The sequence below is a fragment of the Clostridium beijerinckii genome, from assembly GCF_018223745.1.
Classification (GTDB): Bacteria; Bacillota; Clostridia; order Clostridiales; family Clostridiaceae; genus Clostridium; species Clostridium beijerinckii.
In genome coordinates this window covers 940,237-960,333 of sequence record NZ_CP073653.1, presented here as the reverse complement: position 1 = coordinate 960,333, position 20,097 = coordinate 940,237, and the positions used below count along the sequence as shown (strand labels likewise).

Here is a 20,097-nt window from a genome sequence, read left to right as displayed (position 1 = left end):
TCATTGGGCTCAATTATTTTTCCATATTAAATTTATTTATTTTTTGGTTTTTGGATTAAAGATTAGTGCCATAAGATATCCAAAGAATATTGATGCTGTAATCCCTGCTGCAGCTCCTTTAATTCCACCTGTAAAAGCTCCTAATAATCCTATTTCATCTACCTCTTTTATTGCAGCTTTAGCTAATGCATTTCCAAAGCTCGGTAACGGAACTGTAGCTCCCGCTCCGCCAATAGAAACTAATTTATCATACCATCCAAAAGCACCTACTATAGCTCCAAGCACAACAAACACTACTAAGATTCTTCCTGGAGTTAATTTTGTGACGTCTATTAATATTTGACCTATAACGCAAATAATGCCCCCAACTATGAATGCACTTATATAATTCATTCACTTTTCATTCCTTTCAAACAAAAGATTTTTATAATCTAACATCTCGTTTATTTATAAGTTTCCTCTTACTTAATTTGAATTCATTTCAATAGCGACTGCATGTGCTATTCCTGGAATTGTCTCACCTTGAAGAGAAGACGTAGTGCTCATAAGTGCACCTGTAGAAACTAATAATACTCTTTTAATTTCCTTTTTCATAAGTCTTTTATATAAATAACCTGTAAAAACAACTGCTGAACATCCACAACCACTTCCACCTGACAATGTATTCTGCTTTTCATTATCAAATATAATTTCGCCGCAATCTATATGTTGATTTCTAATATTATATCCAAAGTCTTCAATTAATTTATCAGCAAGTTCTCTTCCTATTACGCCTAAATCTCCTGTAGCTATAATATCATAATCTTCCGGTTTTCTTCCTGTATCCTTAAAATGATTTACAATTGTATCTGCCGCTGCTGGCGCCATAGCTGCTCCCATATTATTAGCATCTTTTTGCCCATAATCTTTAACTTTTCCTGTTGTCACATATGTTATTTCCGGATAATTCCCCTCATGTCCTAAAACTAATGCTCCTGATCCAGTCACTGTCCACTGAGCTGTGGCTGGTCTCTGAGATCCATATTCAAGCGGAAATCTGAACTGCCTTTCGGCTGAACTAAAATGTGAAGATGTAGCTGCAACCACGTATTTAGCAAATCCTCCGTCCATAATTATTGACGCTAAACTCAAAGATTCTGACATAGTGGAACAAGCACCGTATAATCCAAAGAATGGAATACTGAATTCTCTAGCTGCAAAGCTTGATGAAATAATTTGGTTTAATAGGTCTCCTGAAAATAAATAATCTATATCTGTTTCTTTAAGGTTCCCTTTTTTTAAAGCTTGCGATATAGCTGTAAACATCATCTCGCTTTCGGCTTTTTCAAAACTTTCCTTTCCTAACATGTCATCGTTTAATATATCATCAAAATATTCACTTAGCGGTCCTTCCCCTTCTTTAGGGCCTACTATAGAATGCGTCGATATTATTTTGGGTGGATTATCTAATTTTACAGTTTGATTTCCTATCTTTTTATTCTTCATTTGCAAATTAATCACTCCTCTACATTTTTGAATTAAAAGCAACTCGATTATTTATCAAAAAAATACATATCCCCATCTTAAAATTCCAATTCCTTTTTTGATCTAAATTATTGCAATTATATAATAAATTATTCCTATTATTACTGATGTACCAATACCATATACCAATACTGGTCCCGCAATTGTAAACATTTTGGCTGCGACTCCAAATATAAATCCTTCTTTTTTAAACTCTATTGCTGGAGAAACTACAGCATTAGAAAACCCAGTTATCGGAACAACAGTACCAGCTCCACCAAAATTAGCTAATTTAGCATATACTCCAGTACCTGTTAACAAAGCCCCTAAAAATACCATTATAATAGGAACCATATTCATTATTTGTTCTTCTGCAATTCCAAATCCTGCTGCAATATTGTAAATCAATTGACCTACATCGCATATTAATCCTCCAACTAAAAACGCTTTTAAGCAATCTTTAAGTATCTTTGATTTTGGAATGGCTTCATTGGCCATATCATTATATTTTTGCTTTATGCTTTCTTCACTTACTTCTTTATTATTAGTCAAGATGATCACTCTCCTTTTTTACCTGTATATCTATCATTTGCAAAATTATTAAGATTAATCGTGTTATTTTTTGGCATATATTTTATAAAAAAAATAGAATATATATTTGATCTAATTTAATAAAAAATTATACAAATACATATTCTATAATAACTCTTTTTTATATTTATCATTTTTCTTACCAATGTGTAATTAGCAAATTTTATTCTTCTAATTTTTTCCGCATTTCAGCTAAAACCTTCTTTTCAATTCTCGATACCTGCACTTGGCTTATACCTAACATTTTAGCTACTTGAACTTGTGTTTTATCTTTAAAATAACGTAACATTATAATCTGCTTAGCTTTATTATCTAAACTATTTAATGCTTCTTTAAGAGCTATCTTTTCAATAAGATTTTCATCATCTGCACTTTTCTCACTTAGTTTATCTATTAAAAGAACTGGAGCTCCATCATCCTGATGTATTGTATCATATAAATATTGTAAGCTATTAGAAGATTCAATTGCAAATAAAATCTCCTCCTTATCAACATTTGCATAATCTGCAAGCTCTTCTATAGTAGGTGATCTCTTGAGCTTTTTTGTTAAAATCTCTTTCTGAAAATGTATCTTTCTAGCAAGGCTTTTAACATTACGACTTACCTTTATCATCCCATCATCTCTTAAAAATCTCTTTATTTCTCCTATAATCATAGGAACTGCATAAGTAGAGAACTTAACATTATAATTTAAGTCGAAATTATTAATAGCTTTAACTAACCCAATAGATCCTATTTGAAATATATCTTCATAATCATATCCCCTATTTAGAAATTTCTTACTTATAGATGACACCAATGGCAAATTCATTTCTATTAATGTATTCATAGCATCAGTATCGCCACTTCTTGCTAGAGCTAACAGCTTGGGATTCTTATCATAATTATAATCCTCTCGTTTTAAATCCTCTTTTTCCATCTTATTTCACCTAACTTACCACGTTAAATTTCTTCTTAATTACCACCTTTGTACCATTACCTTTTTCACTGTCAACCTCTAACGCATCCATAAATGTCTCCATTACAGTGAATCCCATACCAGATCTTTCCAAATCAGGTCTTGATGTATATAATGGCTCCATAGCTTGCTCTATGTTATCAATTCCAATTCCTTTATCAATAATCGCTATAGTTACTTGATCTTCATTAATTTCTGCTTCAATTCTAACTAATCCATCTTCTCTATTTTCATATCCATGTATTATAGAATTAGTAACTGCCTCAGACACTGCTGTTTTTACATCATTTATTTCATCAATTGTTGGATCTAATTGAGCAACAAAAGCTGCAACTGCAACTCTTGCAAAAGCTTCATTTTCAGATTTGCTTACAAATTCTATGCTCATTTTATTGTCAGACATGATAACCCCTCCATCTAAATGCACCTTACTGCTTCATCTACAGTATTATAATTTTTAATTAACTTGTACAATCCGGCCAGTTCAAAAATTCTATTAACATTCTTATTAGGTTCTGCAATACAAAGCATCCCCCCTTTGTTCGATAGTTTTTTATATCTACCCAAGACAGCTCCAATTCCTGAACTATCCATAAAAGTAACTCCTGAAAAATTTAAAATAACTTTTTCTATATTATCTCTATCTATCCTATCATCAATTTTTACTCTAACTTCCTCTGCACTATTATGATCTAGTTCACCACTAAGAGTAGTTATTAGAATATTTTTTTGTTTCTCAAATTTTAAATACATATTAATTAAGAATATCTCACAATGTAGTTTTAAACTTATATATTTAAGTTTTAAGATATTCTACGTTCACCTCCTCTTTTCCCTCATTTCATCTTTTACCATATTTTAACATACTATTTTATTCAACGTCAAACTATTTATTACATTTTTTTCTATTTATTATAACTCATTATCTTAATTATCCGCCTATATCACATATATTAAGGATATATAAAATAAAGATACCGATAATTACCTAAACTACATAATTATCAAATATTAAATGAATCTCTTGCTTTTATTTAATGCATAAAAAATAGAAGATAATCTCGATATACTCATATAAATATATATCATAAGATCATCCTCTATTTTATTTTCTTATAGATATCTAACTTAAAGATTTGACTTATTAGATAAGCCAATAATTACTTTTTCTTTTTTCCACCCTTATATTTTAAAATTTCATTTTCTATTTCCTTAAAGAAACTTTTTACTGATTCTCCTTCATCAAGTATTAATACTTCAATAGCATCCTCTAAAGTTTCCATGGTATATATATGAAATTTTCCATTTCTAACATCATCTTCAACTTCATATCTTAATATTAATTCATCGGCATTTGTACTTGGAATTAAGACACCCTTTCCATCTGTTTTATCAATAATGCTGCAAACTCTATGGAATCCTTCAATTTTTTCATTGGCCCCACCAATTGCCTGAATTTCTCCAAACTGATTTATAGATCCAGTGACAGCAATATTTTGTCTTATTGGCCTCTTACTTAAAGCTGATAGAATACATATTATCTCTGCCACAGAAGCACTATCTCCCTCAAGCATTCCATAAGTCTGTTCAAAACTTAATTGAAAATCTACTGGCAATTTTTCATAAGGACTTATTAAATTACTTAATAGTCCTCGCAATATTCCAATCGACTTTTCATGGATATTTCCACTCATTTTGCATTCTTTATGAACATCTATTATCCTTCCATCTCCTATATTTGATAAGCATGTTATCCTCATAGGCTTACCAAAACTATAGGATCCATTTCCAACTACAGAAAGCCCATTGATTATTCCTGTTTTTCTTCCGTTTACTGTTATCAATATTTTTTTACTTTTATAATTATCCATTATATCTTCCAAAATCTTTTCATCTTCATATGCTACATCAATTATATCTTGCTTTTCTATATTTTTTCTTTTATCTTCTTTTGCATTATTATTGGATAGATGCAGTAATTTATTTATATAATAATCATCTATAGATATTTTATTTCTTTGACCTGCGACCCTAGCAAGGAATTTAATCATTTCCTTAAGAGCATCATCTGTTATATTCAATAAGTTATCTTTTTTTATCTTTTCTTTTATTAATCCTTCAATAGAATTTTTAGTAATATCATTATATTTTAATTCGGTATCCGCTTCTATCCTAATTGGGAATATTTGTTTAAAATCTTCATCATTATCATATAATATCTGAAAACTCTCATAGTCTCCTATTAAAATAACCTTCAAATTAATAGGAATTGACTCTGGCTTTAATCCTGCGAGAGATATCATTTCTAAATAGCTCTTCGTATAATTATAGTTTATTTTGCCATGAATTAATGATTTCTTTAGATAGTAGTAGCTTACACCACTACTTATTAACGAACTTAATCTTAATATAAGACATCCTTCATTAGCCTTTAACAAACTACCAGCAGAAATCAAAGATATATCTGTACTATATCCCCCGTTATTGTTTCTATATTCAATGGTACCAATTAAGTTTCCAATAGTAGGATCTTCATCATAGATAACTCTCGGATGATCTATGGTCGAATTATCAACAATTACATTTACATTATAATTAGAGAATATATCTTTTAGACAATCTTCATCATCTTCCAAATTAATAGTATAACACTCAACTACTCTTTCTTCTATATCATCATACATTTGAAGAAGATATTTATAAACATCATCCTGGGAAATAAATTGTAATAATAAATCATCCTTATGACTCTGCATATTCTTTTTTATAAAATCTTTGTATATACTTTTAAGTTTCTTAATCGATTTTATTTCAATATCTTTTAATGTCTCTAGAATTTCTTCTGCTTCTTTTTTTAATTTTGATGCTTGTTTTTCGATACTTTCTTGAGTGTTACTTTCGAGACTGTCATATTCATTTTGAGTCATCTCATTGCCTTCATCTTTCAAAGGAATAAACACAAATCCTCCGCTAGTTGCTTTAACATCAAAATTCTTATTTTTTGCTGAATCCATAAGTTTTGTTATATAATTATTCCTTTTTTCACTTATTTCTTCAATAATATCTTCCTTTTCCTCATCTGAAGAACTACTATAAAACTCTACTATGCATTCAAAGTATTTCTCTTTTATATCATCAATCATTTCTTTTAATATATTTCCTTTACCATTTGGTAAAAACAATGCAGTAGGATTTAGTTGTTCTTGTGATGTTACATAGCAAATGTCTTTTGGTGCAGGAAGTTTTTCATATATATTTTCAACACACTCTATTAAATTCTCTAGTTTCTCTTTTGAAAATGAATCTACGTAATATATATTGTATCCTTCTTTTTCAACACTCAAGCTCTTTTTAATTCTATTTAAAGTAGATGTAAATTCGGGTACTCTATTAATATTACTTTTTTTAATGTTATCTGTACACGAAGTACAAAAAATAATTTCATTTGGAGTTAATTCTTTCTTCATATCTTATCCCACTTTGAATCTATTATATACTTAATTAAAATATTTCAAAGCAGACCCCTCCCTAAATTGATAGTATATAATATTAATATTCTTTAAATGGCAAAATAGATATATTTTTTTATAAACTAAAACATAAATAATATTAAAAGTCAGAATAAAATCACAGGCAACCATGAAATTCTAAGTTTTTTTATATCTCTGTCTTTTCCAACTCATATGAGAAAAATATAGCATTAAATAAAAAAATGATTACCTAGATATTAATCTTAGCAACCATCTTAAAAATATTAATTACATAGAATATCAACAATTTACATTTCATTTAACATCCAAATAAAAAAATTCAATACTCCTGCATACACTAACCAAGCCAAATAAGGAATTAATAAAAATGCCTTATTTCCAATCTTTTCATAAAACCTCTTTATAGTTAAAATTACAAAGATAATCAAAATAATAAGTTCTAAAAATGCTAACGCATAAAGCTTAAACCCAAAGAAAATTATAGTCCATAAAAAATTTAATAATAGTTGTATGGCGTAAACAAATAATGCAGAGCTTACATCTATATTCTCATATTTTAAAATATATACTTTATATGAGCATATTCCCATAATTATATAAAGTATGGTCCACACAATCGGAAAAACCATTGCAGGCGGTGAAAAAGGTGGCTTAATTAAGCTTTCATATATTGATCTCATATTAGGAACTAATAATGTTGAAAGCCACCCTATTAAAAGTGGAATAATTATTGATACAAACAATGGAATAATTCTTATCCTTTTTTTATTCCCTGACTTTTCTGACATAAATTATACACCTCAAATTTAAGTAATTAGTTTAACATAACTAATTTAATATATGTTTATTTATGTAAAACTATGATTAATTAATAAAACTATTTATCACAAGTTTATTTATATCAAATTGTAATTATTTTTAGTACCTATAAATTTATTAAATTCATATCCACTTACTTTTTTCATTTCCTATTAAGTTAATTCTACTCAATATATATATCCGAAAACTCTATATCTATCTTTTCTTCTAATAAATTTGTTTCCCAATCTTCATTGTTGAATTTATCTTCATGTAATTGCTGAGCCATAGGCATAATTATTGTGAATTCATTTCCTCTATTATTTGATGTGAGCCGTATATTTCCTTCTTGAAGTTCAACTAAGGCTTTAGTTAGAAATAACCCTAAGCCGCTTCCTTCTTTTAGTCTATTAAAAGTTTTATTCAGTTTAGTGAATTTATCAAAAATATATGGAATGGTTTCTTTATCAATTTTCAAGCCATCATTTTTAACTTTTATAGCAACTTTGTTATCCATATAAAGCTCTACACTCACATTTATTTTTCCACCTTGCTTTCCATATTTAACAGAATTGGAAAGAATATTTAACATAATTCTTGTTACCATTTCCTTATCACACTTAACATAGATTTCCTCTTCCTGTGCATCAAATGTCAGAGTATTATTTATTAATTTTATGTACTTATTAGACGCCATCGAAACCTCTTCTACAATGTTAACTATATTATGTATTTTTAGATTCGGAATTAGATACCCCTCTGAAATTTTATTAGCATCTATAAAATTATTAATAGTCCTTATAAGCCTTAAACAATTTTGCTTTATAATCTTTCTATTCTTATTTACTCCATCTAGATTATTTTCATTAAAATAAATTTGATTAACCTGCAATGCAGAAAATATAAGATTTATAGGCGTTTTTAGTTCATGAGAAATATTAGAGAAAAATTCTTTTTTTATTTCATCCTCTTGCAAGTATTCTTCAAGAATTTCTCTCATCTTTTTATTTTCTTTAATTTCACTTATATCATGTATGTAAAGAATCTTGCTTATTTCATCTATGGAAGCCAAAAATATTTCAACTTCGAAATCAGTATGTTTCATTTTTATGCATGGAATATAATTGCCTGCTCTCTTAATATCTTCAAGCGTTATATCAAAATACATTTTTATAAAATCATTTATTTCTATTCCTAAGATCTCATCATTAGTTATGTTTAAAGTTTTTAATGTCCTCTTATTTATGTGTCGAAGCCTATCTAAGTAAAATAGAAATACACCACCATAAATAGAATCAATTAGTTCATTATTCCTATCTCCACTCTTTTTGATCATTACACTTATTTCATTTAATATAGAATTCCTTTTCCTTAATATAGAGTTAAGTTCTTTCTTTGTTTTAGTTGCATTTTCGATATTATTATTAAGTTCTTTTAATGAACCATCCACTACTTTACTTATTATGTAATCATAAAATTTATATAAAGTAATACATTTAACAATTAATATAAATTCAGAAACTTTCACATAGCTCATATAAAGGCATATAAATCCCAAATAATTAAATAATATAGAAAAAATATAAAATATTATTTGTCTAAATTCAGCAATGGTAAATTGTTTTCTTTTAGATAGCATATCTTGTGCTGTAGATATGCACAAACCTATGCTTAACAAAACACTTATGGTAATGCTCCATATAAAAAATGATAGTTCATAAGGATTATGTATTCCATTTCCTCCATTAAAGCCAATACCAAGCATTATGATAATTACTATTTCCGATATACATATTACAAGACTCTTTCTATTATTATTTTTAACCAGGAGTCCTATTTTTATTATGCAATATTCTAAAGTAGCGTGCATGCTATAAAAAAGTATGAAGTAACTTTTAGGAATATCCTTAAATAACATTATTATCTCAGTAACATTTATAGCTAGTATCATAATAAGTATTAAATATATCACTTTGAATCTTGCTACAAAACCTTTACCGACAAACTTCCCCCTTATTATATACACATAAATAAACGCCAAAATCATAGATATTGCAATTATATTATTCAATAGCAAATAAAAATTAACATTATCAGTAAGAATAGAGCATAAAATTATTAGTACCGTTAAAAATGCATACTTCTGAACGTTTCTAATTTTTATCTTTATTTTGTCCAATGCTAAGAAACCATTATACATCTCTATATCCCTTTCATAAATTCAATACTTACAGTTGTCCCTAAATTATTATTTCTTTTTATTTCGATTTTTCCGCCTTGTAGTTCAATTAATTGTTTTACTACAAAAAGCCCTATGCCTGTCCCACTTTTTCTGTCAGGATTACAATTTCCTCCAATTGAATATCTATTAAATGCTTCGTATATAAATTCCTCATCTATTCCAATTCCATTATCTTTTACAGATATATTGACCTTATCATCAAATTCGTTTACCACCACGCATATTTGTCCACCATCTTTAGTAAATTTCACAGCATTAGAAACTAAATTTAGAATTATTCTATACATAAATTCACGATCAATATCCAAGTAACACTCTTCAGTATTAGTATCAAAAATTAAATCTATATTATTTAACTTCACATATTCTACTAATGACATTACATTGTCCTCTATGACCTCAACTATGTTCATATTCTCTAATCTTGGCGTTAAATAATGGGAATTTATCTTTGAATTATCTATTAAATTGTTGGTTAATTTAATTAAAGAGATACAGTTTTGCTTAGATATATCATTATATTTCTTTAATATATCAAAGTCTTCTTTTTCAACATATATTTTTTCTACCTGCATTGCCGAATATATTACATTTATCGGCGTTTTCAAATCATGACTTATATTTGAAAGAAATTCTCTCCTAATACTTTCTTCAATTTGTTTATTCTCAACTTCTTTCCTTATTTCATCCACAAGAACTTTAGAAGTTCTATCTTTAATCAATAGCAATTTCCATGATACATTTTCATAATAAGGCAAAAATTCTGCCTTTATAAATTTTTTTTGATTTCCTATATAGAGAATTGCATCATAATCTTTATTTTCTGCATTATTATTTACAAAATCAATATAATTGCTTATTTTTTTATTTATTATTTCTCTTTTTTTTGAGATTCCCGAAATCTTTAAAAATTGTTTATTCACAAATAATATTCTATCATTATCTGCATTCAGAATTATAATTGGATGGGGCATAAACCTAAATAATGTTGAATATAAATACTCTTTACTTCTTAATAAATTTATTGAACTCTCTAACTTAGCATTTCCTAATTCTATTTCATGATTTAGTTCATCTAGTTCCCCATTTTTATCATTCAACGAACGTGATAAGGCCTTATATGGATCTTTAACCAACCTAGATATAATAAAATTCCAAAGCATTGTAAAGTTTGCAAAATGTATGACTTCAATTAATGCATCTTTTATATATTGGCTATTGTTAAATGCATATATATTAATTAAAAATATCAGAACCGTTGAGGATATGTAAACTTTTATGATGCTCCATCCATGTTCCCTTAAGTAGTTTGATTTTTTTAAATTCATAACTATTTTTATAAATGCTGGTATCTCAATAACCGTATATATAATTTTCACAAAGAGTATAGTCAAATTAGAAAAATAACTCAGTAACGTACATGTAATAATTAAAATTAATATTCCGTAACTTTCTATCTTTAATTTTCTTCTTTCCAAATAATATTCAGTTAATACATAACTAGCAAAAGTTTCTATTAGTAATATGCTCTCTCTGCTTAAATTTATATAACTTTTAATTTCTATTAAGCTATTTGCATCATAAATTTTCATTATAAATCCAAACGATGATATAAATATCATTAATGAGAAAAATATTATTATTATCTTCGAAACATATCTTTTGTAAAATCTTCTCACTTGCTTTAATAATACAAATAAAATTATACTTAGGGTTATGTAATAAATTCTAAAAATTAAAGGTATATGTGCACTAGCATCATTAACAATAAATTTTAATATAAAATATAAAAATATACTTATCATATAAATATATATGATTATAGATTTACTCATAACAAAATCATTTGATAGTCTTTTATACTTTTCCATTTTTCCCCCTATTTTATGAAACTATAACCTTATTATATCATTTTCTTCTATTATGCCACCTTACTTTTATAAATAAATGTATACAATTAATTTTTTGCAGAAAAAAATAGCCAGCAATCAGTTGTGTTGACTATTTATTCCAATTAATAATAATTTTATTTTAACAACTATTAATGTCTCAATATTCCACTCTTTTTTAATTTCTCCATAAAATTATTTGTAATACTGTTCATAAATCCTTTTAATAATATTCCAGCAATTAATGAAACAAACATGTATATAGACAAAACTGCTATGTCTTTAATCAATATTGAATACACTATTCCCGCCATAATCTGTCTCATACCACTAATTGCATATGTAAAAGGCAAAAAAGGAAACAATTTTTGAAAAATACTGGTGCAACTTCAATCGGAAAGTTACCACTTGCTCCTGCCATCTGAAGTACTAATATTATAACAATTGCGGCTTTCCCTACATCATCTAGTATACTTGCTGCAGTATATATAACAATTACAAATATAATACTTATAAATATACTATAAAAAATATACATTATAGGATGAACTGCATAAACCTTTAGCATAATTAAGCTACCTATACTTGCAACTAATGCTTGGCATACTCCAACTGTCAAAAATAATAATAGTTTTCCTAAATACATTTCATATGGTTTAATCCTTGTTCCATCATCAAATTTAGGTGCTTCAAGCGATAATAAAGCCGATGCCAACAATCCCCCAACCCATAAGCAAAGTACGGTATAAAATGGAGTCGTAGCTGTGCCGTAATTAGGCCATGGAAATAATCTATTATCTTCTATTTCAACTGGACTAGCTACAAAATCACTTTGATTTTCCCAATTGCTTGTCATCATGTCTAATAATTCATCAATTTTATCTTCTTCATCCATGTCCTTGATTTTATCTGACAATTCATGAATCTTATTTTTAGCGTCTGGTAACTTGCTTTTCAAACTAGTTAATTCATCGTTAGTTAAGTTGGTTGCATCCTGTGAAACACTTAGCATTTTTTCTACTTCTGGTAATGTATTTCTCCCTTCATCAATAATAGATAAGCTATCATCTAAAACCTTTCTAGTTGAATTAATGCTCTTTTCTACTCCTGGTACAATTTCTGAATCATAGTTGTCTGTAATATCTGCCACCAAACTATGTACTTCATCTACAACTTTTATAATATCCTTAAGTGTTTGCACATTTAATCCATCATTATCTATTTTCTTAATTTCTTCATCCGATTTATCAGCTACTATTTGTAATTTATCTTCAATCGTATCTAGCTTATCAATATTATCTGAAATCACTTTACTTATATCTTTCAAATCATCTTGCATATTTTTTACTGAATTTAATTGTTTATCTAGTTTGTCTGTAATTAATTTTATCGAATCTATATTCGGAACATTATCACCAAATGAAGGTATTTTGATTTCTATATCACTTAATTTATCAATGAGTTTCTTTATATTTCTAAGTTTATATTTAACATTATTAATCGTCTCTTCTGTTGCAATAGCAGAATCCCTTACATTTAATAACACCTTTTTAGATACTTCTGGTAATACATTCTCATCTAGATTTTTAAGTTCTACACTTGAATTATCGAGTACATTTTCTGATTTTATTAAGTCCTGCTTTACTGTTGGAGAAATATCTGATAGTTTTCCCTGAGTATCATCTAAAACCGATTTACTATTATTTAAAAAATCACTTGATGAATCAATAGCATTAGATATTGTTGGAAGCATATCATTAGTTTTAGTTAACACATTTTTCAAATTAACTGTTCCGTTGCTTGCATCATCTAAAAGTGTTTCGATTTCTGACACATTATCATCTAACTCATATATGTTATCAACTATTTTTCTAAGCTTAGGTCTGTTGTCTTGTATATCAACTCCTCTTTCGTTACATATCCTAAACAATATTCCTGAGACTGTCTTAATTACATTTTCATCTAACTCATTTTTTACTGTTTTTACACCTGAATCTGTCATCTTGGGAGCAATCGCATTTTTCTTTTCATTTACCGTGTATATTAACTTTGGTTTATTAATATTTTTTTCTAACAATGTTGTAATGTCTTCAGAAAAATTTTCTGGAATTTCAATTGTTGCATAATACTTTTCTAGTAGCAAACCTTGCTCCCCATTTTCCTTATCTGTAAAAACCCATCCTAATTTATCATTTTCCTTAAGTTTATCAACTAAATCTTCTCCTAAATTTATATTCTTGTCCTTAAATACAGTACCTTTATCCTCATTAATAATAGCAATCTTAATTCCAGCTGTATTGGAATAAGGGTCCCATGAAGCTTTTATATTTATCAATGAGTACATAGATGGAATAATTATCATTACCATAATCATAAGTCTTGCTACCCAGTTAGTACGTATTTTATTAATATCTCTTTTATATATTCTAAATATATTCTTCATAATTGATTCCCCTAGTATTGCAATATAGATTATTTTAACTACTCATTATTGAACTTTCTCTTAATTTTTCAACAATATTTATTCTTTTTGCATTTATCGGTTCTTTAGCCAAAACTCCAATAATAATTGACCCTATCATAAACATAAATAATATAATGCTATCTTTAAATAATATTGAATATATTACTCCTGCCATAATTTGTCTAACTCCACTTATTGCATAGGTAAATGGAAGAAATGGAAATAGCTTTTGATATCCTGCCGGATTAACTTCTATTGGAAAATTGCCACTGGTTCCAGCAACTTGTATAACAAGCAATACCACACCTATAACTATTCCTCCATACCCAAAAAGACTAACAGCTGTATAAATTATGCAATTAAATACAACACTTATAAATATACAATAGAAGACAAACATTACTGGATGAACTGAATAAGAATGCAAAATAAATAATGCTCCTAAGCTAGCTACTAAAGCTTGGCCTATTCCTATGAATAAAAATAACGATAGCCTTCCAAAATATTTCTCGTACTTATTTAATTCTTTATCATTTTCTATAGAATGTGACTCTGTTCCAATTAGGACTGATAATACATATCCACCAATCCATAAGCAAAGAACTGTATAAAATGGCGTTACTGTAGATCCATAATTAGGCCATGGGAATAATCTATTATCCTGAATTTCTACAGGACTAGATAAAAAATCACTTTGAGCATTCCAATCATTTGTTATCATATCTAATAATTCATCAATATCTTTCTTGTTATCTATTTTTTTTAATCTCTGCGCAAGCTCATGTACATTGTCTTTTATATCTGGAAACTTTTCTTTTAATTTTTTTAATTCATCATTAGATAAATCTTCTGCATTCTTGAAAGTATTCAACATCTCTTGAACATCTGGCAAAGTTTTTTTTCCTTGAGCCGATAAGTTTAACCCAGTATCAATTATCTCGCTCATTGAGTCAAACCCCTTATTAATTGTTGGTACAATTTCTGAATCATAATTATCTGTTATATCAGAAACTAAATTATGCAAATCATCTAATACCTTTCTAGTATCTGTAAGATCCTGCATGTCCAATATTTTATCTCCATTATTTAATTTATCAATATCTTTATTAGTTCTATCAATTAGTTTATCAAGATTATTATCTATATTATCTAATCTATCTATGATTTTAGAAATGGTCCTACTTTCTTGCTTTAATAAATCTCTTTGATTTTCAATTACATCTGCTTGTTTATCAAAAATTTGCTGAAGCTTTTTTATTTCATCATAACTTTGTAGTGATTTGTCAATTGAAGGTTTAGGGATTTCTATTTCACTAATCTTATCAATAGCTCTTTTTATATTCTTCAATCTAGACTTAGCATCGCTAGAACTAGTTCTAATTGCTTTAGAAGTGTCTAATATCTGTAACAATGCTTTCTTTTCTACTTCCGGTGATATATTTTCATCAATATTTTTAAGCTCTGTTCCTATAATATCCAGCGTATTTTCACATTCAACAAGATCTTCTTTAATTTTTGGAGATTCATTCTGCAAATCTCCTTGTGTTTCATTTAGAAAACTTTGTGTATTATTTAAAAATTCAGCAGTTTCATCAACAGTGTCTGCTGCAGTTGGTATAAGCTCATTTGTTTTTATCATTAACTCAGAAGCACTTATTGTTCCATTAATTGCTTCATCTAGCATTTTTTCAATTTCTGGCATATTATCATCTAATTTATATACTGAATCTATTATATTTCTAAGCTCAGATCTGTTATTTTGTATATCTATACCAACCTCATCACATAATCTGAACATTATTCCCGATATACTCTTTGCTATATTCTCATCTAATTGAGTTTTGACACTTTTTACACCTGCATCAGTTATTTTAGATGCAATAACATTTTTCTTCTCATTTACAGTATATATTAACTTAGGTTTTGTAACGTCTTTCTTAACTACAGTCGTAACATCCTCTGAAAAATCTTGTGGTATTTCAATCATTGCATAATACTTTTCATTTGTTAAACCATTTCTGGCAGTTTCTTTGTCTACAAATACCCATCCTAATTGATCATTTTCCTTGAGCTTATCAACTAATTCATTGCCTAAATTTATACTATGTTCTTTGTATACCGTTCCCTTATCTTCATTAACAATTGCAACTTCTATTCCCTTCGTATTAGAATATGGATCCCAGGATGCCTCAATATTTATTAATGAATATAAAGATGGTATTATCATTAAAACTACTACAACAAGCGCTGCCACCCAATTAGTAAATATATTCTTCATATCCCGTTTAAAAATATTTATTATATTCTTCATATTCAATGCTCCTGTCAGAAAATATTTCTTTGTATAGATTATATCACACAAAAATGACCAAGAGTCATTTTTTCTCCAATAATTATTTTCCGTACTTAAAACTTTATTTCTATTCTGGAGAAATTAACTATTATACATTTACCTATTCAATTAAGATGAAATGTATGATAAAAAAATAAAGAAAATGCCCTTAGCTATTATGCTAAAGGCTATAAAATTACTAATAGTTAATCAATTCTTATCTCTTCCTTCTATGTATCAGAATCTGAAATTAGCAATTACTTTTATTAAAATTTAAATGTAGATATTTTTTTAATTAATTTACTTGTACTCTCTTTAGATTCATTTATATTTAATATTATTTTATTAGTTTTCTCATTTATTTCGACTACCTTTTCTGCTATTTCAGTAGTTCCTTCCGCTCCATCTGTGGAAGCTTCTGCAACTTGATCTATTGTTTTTAAAATATCCTGTATAGATGCCAAAAGTTCCTCTGAAGTTGAGCTAAAGTCCGAAACTAAACTATTAACAAAGTCTGCATCCTTGCTATATTTATCTGCAACTTCCATCATAGATTTATAATCATTATCTACGTTATTTGAAATAAATTTCAAAAGCTTACTTGAATTGTTTGATAAATCACCTACAGATTCTGTAACTTTATCAGTAACGTTCTTTATTTCAGTAACTACATTCTTAGATTCTTCTGCAAGTTTTCTTACCTCTTCTGCAACAACTGCAAATCCTTTTCCTGCATCCCCTGCTCTAGCAGCTTCAATAGCAGCATTCAATGCCAACAAATCTGTTTGTGCGGCAATCTCGATTATAGATTCAGATAATATACTAATTCTAGCTACAATATGAGAGTTTTCAATAGCTTTTTCAAGACCTCCTTTTGTCTCTAAAAATATCGCCTTTGCTTTTTCTTGTGACTCAATCGTATTTTTCTTAACATCATCTGCACTTTTTTGTATTCCTTCAACTGATATTAATCCATCTTGAATTTTTTCCGAGATTCCCTCTACAGCTTTTTCGATTTCATGAGATGTTGCTAGCATCTCCTCTGATGATGCAGCTGTTTCTTCCATTCCAGCAGCAATACTCTCTGTACTGCTTGAAACTTCTTCTATTGTACTTGATAGATTATCTATCTTACTATTTATATCATTATTTATATTTATAACATTTTCAGTACTCTCATTGACCTCACTAATTATTAACCTTAAGTTTGATATAAATTTATTTAAACTATTTGCAAGTCCAGCAATTTCATCCTTAGATTTAACTTTAATTTCTTGAGTTAGGTCACCACCTTTTTCTGCAAGTGCATCTAACTCATCCTTTAAACTTTTTAGTGATGCTATTATTCCTTTGATAATCATAAATGAAATAACCATTGAAAAAATAATTAATACTGAAATAATTATTATAGATATATTCTTTACTTTTTGGTATATATCACTACCCTGCTTAGAAAAATTCGCTCCCATTTCTTGATTATACTTAGATAATTCAATCAATGATCCTGATGCTGAGTCGAAGTATTTCTTTCCTTCTCCATTCATGATTTCCATGGCCTCATCAGTTCTTAAATCTCTACTCAAGGCTATAACTTTCTCATGTATCTTCAAATATTGATTCCAATCATTTTTAGCTGTCTCAAATAATTGCTTATCTTTATCATCATAAAATGTTTTTTCATATAAATTCATACTGCTTTGAATTTCGTTATTTTTTGCTTCCATATCTTTTTCTTTTTGAGCCATTTCATTTTTGTCAGTTGAGATTATATGTTCATATTCCATTATTCTAAAATCAGATGTCATCGTGTTTATATTCCCTGATTGGATTAATCCTGGAATTAATTCTGTAGACATATTAGCTGAAACTGTATTAATCACATTTAAGTTATTAATTGAATACAAACTTAAAAGAATCATTGAAATAATAAGCATAGATATAAGTGATACTAATTTACCTTTAATCGATTTGAACATTAAAACCCACTCCCCTTTTAATCACATAATAAATATCCTATAAATTTATATTGTACAAATACTTATTCGATGTTTTTTTACAAAAACCTTTTTAATTTCATTAAAATTTTAATTCCCACTTCATTATAACAACTATATTTTTATTTCCTTAATTTTTATTAAAAACTTTTCAAATCTCAATTCCACCATTTGTAATTTTAGAGATTTAATTAATCATAGTAATGAGATTATAAACAATTGTAAGATTTTAAAACAAAAAATATTTTATGTATCTTAATACACGTTTTTTTCAAAAAAATAACACATATTTAGCTATTTTCATAGCTAAATATGTGTTATATATAAGCCCTTCGCTAAGTTTCTAAAATATGAAACTCTACGAAATTCATCAAATTTTGGTGCAGGTGACGGGACTTGAACCCGTATGTCCATGTGAACACTACCCCCTCAAGATAGCGTGTCTGCCATTCCACCACACCTGCAAATATAAATTACTCACTTAATGATAATCTATTCTTATTTAAAATTCAAGTAATTTTCATAAAATATTTAAGTTAATCATTAGGCAGAGACTAATAATTAACTTAAAAAATGTACATTTAGGAAGCTTTTCATTAGATCAACTACCTTATCTGCCTCAAAATAATCGTCTTTTTTATCATAAAGATATTGATATATATGATAATATGTGTTTACCTTATCAACATATTTTTTTGTTTCCCCAAAAGGTATATAATCTACACTTTTTCCATCTGAAGAGTATTTTCTATTATCAAGCCATGATTGCACATTAGTTGGTCCTGCATTGTATGCTGCAATTGTCAAATCCATATCTTTATCAAAAGTATCATTCAAACGCCTAAGGTACCAGCATCCCATTTTAATATTATATTCTTCATTATACAGGTCTTCTTTAGAGAATGTATTATATCCCATTTCTTTCGCTGCCCATTGTCCAGTATCAACCGTTATTTGCATAAGACCTACGGCATTTTTATGTGAATGCGCATCATCATCAAATTTACTTTCAGTTTTTATAACTGCTAGTACTAGCAATGGATCTAGATTATACTGCGAACTGTACATATCAACATACTGCTGGTACTTATAAGGAAAAAACTTTTCTTTTATAATATATCTCGAACCTATGCCAATTGCTGCTACAATTACTACTAAGAATACTATTGCACAAAAGGTTTTTCTTAGAAACTTCATTATATTCTCCTTACTTAGCATATTAGTTTTATAAAATCAATAAAATCATAAACTTGCTTCTGCAATTCGATTAAATCAGTATTATTGTCAATAATAATATTCGCAAACTCTTTTTTTTCTTCCATAGACATTTGAGAATTTATTCTACTAACAGTTTCAACTTTAGTTAATTTATCTCTATTCATAACTCTTTGAATTTGAACTGAATTATCCGCATATACAAGTACAATATAATCCATTTCCTCATGCATATTATTTTCAATTAAAGTAGGAGCATCTATTATTACTATTTTTTCATTCTTTTGTTCGTGCAATTTTATCTTTTCTTCAATTGATTGTTTAATATACGGCATAATTATACTTTCATATTTTATTCTTTGTTTAGGAAATCTGAATATGTGGTTTCCAAATTCTTTCCTTCTAAATTCACCTCTCCAGTCAAAGAAACCTGCTCCAAATTGTGCCCGAACCATTTCTAATATCTTTGGATTATTTTCAAGTACTTCTTTAGCTATAGAATCTGCATCTATTATTTTTAGTCCTTCTTTACTTAAAATATTTGATACAGTGCTTTTTCCGGTGCCGATTCCACCTGTTAAACCAATTTTAACCATTTTATAAAAACCACCTTTTTTAAT

14 protein-coding genes, 1 tRNA gene and 1 pseudogene are annotated in these 20,097 nt (G+C 27.9%); all 16 read right to left on the bottom strand.

The window, feature by feature from the left end:
- Positions 1-36 precede the first annotated feature (36 nt).
- Positions 37-393: a stage V sporulation protein AE gene (gene spoVAE, locus KEC93_RS04505; RefSeq protein ID WP_011968161.1), complete on the bottom strand. Its 357-nt coding sequence runs from the start codon at positions 391-393 to the stop codon at positions 37-39.
- 72 nt (positions 394-465) lie between these two features.
- Positions 466-1,491, bottom strand: coding sequence for a stage V sporulation protein AD (gene spoVAD, locus KEC93_RS04500; protein ID WP_023974017.1), 1,026 nt, complete (start codon positions 1,489-1,491; stop codon positions 466-468).
- A gap of 96 nt (positions 1,492-1,587) precedes the next feature.
- Positions 1,588-2,001 carry a stage V sporulation protein AC gene (gene spoVAC, locus KEC93_RS04495; protein WP_406585040.1) on the bottom strand — a complete coding sequence of 138 codons (414 nt, stop codon included), beginning with the start codon at positions 1,999-2,001 and terminating at the stop codon, positions 1,588-1,590.
- 256 nt (positions 2,002-2,257) lie between these two features.
- Positions 2,258-3,013, bottom strand: coding sequence for an RNA polymerase sporulation sigma factor SigF (sigF, locus tag KEC93_RS04490; protein ID WP_011968158.1), 756 nt, complete (start codon positions 3,011-3,013; stop codon positions 2,258-2,260).
- 10 nt (positions 3,014-3,023) lie between these two features.
- A complete protein-coding gene (gene spoIIAB / locus KEC93_RS04485; RefSeq protein WP_011968157.1) occupies positions 3,024-3,455 on the bottom strand; it encodes an anti-sigma F factor in 432 nt (143 codons plus the stop codon).
- A 14-nt stretch (positions 3,456-3,469) separates the two neighbouring features.
- Complete coding sequence (gene spoIIAA, locus KEC93_RS04480) at positions 3,470-3,805, bottom strand: anti-sigma F factor antagonist (protein ID WP_011968156.1); 336 nt, start codon at positions 3,803-3,805, stop codon at positions 3,470-3,472.
- Between the two features lie 407 nt (positions 3,806-4,212).
- Positions 4,213-6,519, bottom strand: a complete 2,307-nt coding sequence (locus tag KEC93_RS04475) for an AAA family ATPase (protein ID WP_077868264.1) — start codon at positions 6,517-6,519, stop codon at positions 4,213-4,215.
- 311 nt (positions 6,520-6,830) lie between these two features.
- A complete protein-coding gene (locus tag KEC93_RS04470; protein ID WP_023974020.1) occupies positions 6,831-7,331 on the bottom strand; it encodes a TspO/MBR family protein in 501 nt (166 codons plus the stop codon).
- 194 nt (positions 7,332-7,525) lie between these two features.
- Positions 7,526-9,541, bottom strand: coding sequence for a sensor histidine kinase (locus tag KEC93_RS04465; RefSeq protein ID WP_077869420.1), 2,016 nt, complete (start codon positions 9,539-9,541; stop codon positions 7,526-7,528).
- Positions 9,542-9,543: 2 nt separating this feature from the next.
- Positions 9,544-11,454, bottom strand: a complete 1,911-nt coding sequence (locus tag KEC93_RS04460; RefSeq protein WP_023974022.1) for a sensor histidine kinase — start codon at positions 11,452-11,454, stop codon at positions 9,544-9,546.
- Between the two features lie 170 nt (positions 11,455-11,624).
- Positions 11,625-13,915 (bottom strand): annotated as a pseudogene (locus tag KEC93_RS04455) (YhgE/Pip domain-containing protein).
- Positions 13,916-13,949: 34 nt separating this feature from the next.
- Positions 13,950-16,247: a YhgE/Pip domain-containing protein gene (locus KEC93_RS04450; protein WP_077869418.1), complete on the bottom strand. Its 2,298-nt coding sequence runs from the start codon at positions 16,245-16,247 to the stop codon at positions 13,950-13,952.
- Positions 16,248-16,534: 287 nt separating this feature from the next.
- Entirely contained in the window at positions 16,535-18,244 is a 1,710-nt protein-coding gene (locus KEC93_RS04445) for a methyl-accepting chemotaxis protein (protein ID WP_077869417.1), read from the bottom strand.
- 396 nt (positions 18,245-18,640) lie between these two features.
- Positions 18,641-18,726: transfer RNA gene (locus KEC93_RS04440), tRNA-Leu, on the bottom strand.
- A gap of 97 nt (positions 18,727-18,823) precedes the next feature.
- Entirely contained in the window at positions 18,824-19,459 is a 636-nt protein-coding gene (locus KEC93_RS04435) for a lytic transglycosylase domain-containing protein (protein WP_011968147.1), read from the bottom strand.
- Between the two features lie 14 nt (positions 19,460-19,473).
- A complete protein-coding gene (gene coaE, locus KEC93_RS04430; RefSeq protein ID WP_023974027.1) occupies positions 19,474-20,073 on the bottom strand; it encodes a dephospho-CoA kinase in 600 nt (199 codons plus the stop codon).
- Positions 20,074-20,097: the final 24 nt, after the last annotated feature.